The organism is Halanaerobium sp. ST460_2HS_T2, assembly GCF_003337665.1.
Lineage (GTDB): Bacteria > Bacillota > Halanaerobiia > Halanaerobiales > Halanaerobiaceae > Halanaerobium > Halanaerobium kushneri.
Genome location: NZ_QPJF01000081.1, coordinates 1 through 1409, shown reverse-complemented (window position 1 = coordinate 1409; position 1409 = coordinate 1). Strand labels below are relative to the sequence as shown.

Annotated in this window: 1 protein-coding gene; it reads right to left on the bottom strand. The window is 33.7% G+C overall.

Annotation, left to right across the window (positions count from 1 at the left end; translation table 11 throughout):
• Positions 1–76: 76 nt before the first annotated feature.
• Entirely contained in the window at positions 77–1282 is a 1206-nt protein-coding gene (locus DFR80_RS15115; protein ID WP_114490489.1) for an ISL3 family transposase, read from the bottom strand.
• Positions 1283–1409: the final 127 nt, after the last annotated feature.

Sequence of the window (1409 nt, the reverse complement as noted above, 5' to 3'; positions counted from 1 at the left end):
GGCTCTTTGACAAATGTTGTGAAATCTAAATAGCACCGTTTGAATCATGTTATCTCTTTAATTTTTTGAATTACTCTTAAATACTCAGTAATGATAAAAATACTCGGCGTTTTAAGTTTTCAACTTTGGGAACACCGTAGCCGATTCTTTTGATCAATTTGATTTTGTTATTTAATCCTTCAGCAAAACCGTTGGTTATTCTTGTTTTAAAATAGTTGATTACATTTTGTTCCCAGCGTTTTACTGTTCCTTTAGCTCTATAGAAAAGATTTAATTTGGCCTGGCTAACATTTTCATACCAGTGATTTAAAGCTTCAATAGATTCTTTAACATCAGGTATCTGTAGCAAATCTCTAAATTCTTCTTTTAACTCCCATGCTTTTTCTAAAGCAGGAGATAATTTAAAGATTTCTATCAGCCGCTGATGGCCGTCATCATCAAGATCTTCACCAGCCATCAGAAGGGTGAGCCTTGATTTATAGAACTTCTTTCTATTGGCAGGAGTCTGTTTATCCTGTTCCTCTTTTCTCAGCTTATCTAAGGCATTATTGATAGCTGTAACCAGATGGAACTTATCAACTACTATCTTAGCATTTGGAAAAACAGTTTTTGCAACAGCTTTATACGGACTCCACATATCCATGGAGAAGTACTTGATCTGCTCCCTCAGTTTCTCAGGCCAGGTATTGAAGTATTCAATTAAATCATCTTTTTTTCTAGAAGTTAATATATCAATTAATTTACCGTTAATCGGATCAGTTAAAGCGACCGCGTATTTATGTTTTTTCTTGATTGCAAATTCATCAATACTGATAGCTTCAACTTCATCTAAGGTTGCAAGCTGAGCTTCTTTAATCAGAGTGTCTAACTTGCTGCGTACCGAGTTTTGAATACTGGTGTAGCTAAGACCATGTTCTGTTGCTACTCTTGAGTAATCACGACTATCAGTCTGCTTTAAAAGATGCATTTTAAAACGCTCTGTTTTCCTTGAATATTTAGTAATACTCTCTATTCTTTTAGGTATTGCTCTTTTACCGCAATGACTGCAGCTATAGCGTTTCTTTTCAAGCCTAATAGCTACTTTTTTATCTCGAATAGGGATATCCTGAATCATTTGAGTTTTTCTATCGTGAACCTTATGTGCTTTTTTACCGCAAACAGGGCATTTAACATGATCTTTTTGATAGTCAACCACAAAAACTAAATATTCCTCTGTTTGAATTAAATCTGTTGCAACCAGGTCTGGTAAATTCATTAAATCTGTGATAAACTTATTATGCATTTGCTTGACTCCTTTATTGAATTTTTGGTGTTGTAACTATTTAATTCAACGGAGCCAGGCAAATGCCTTTTTTATTTAGATATTTTTAGATTTACATTTTTTTCTTCACAACATTAATTATACAACC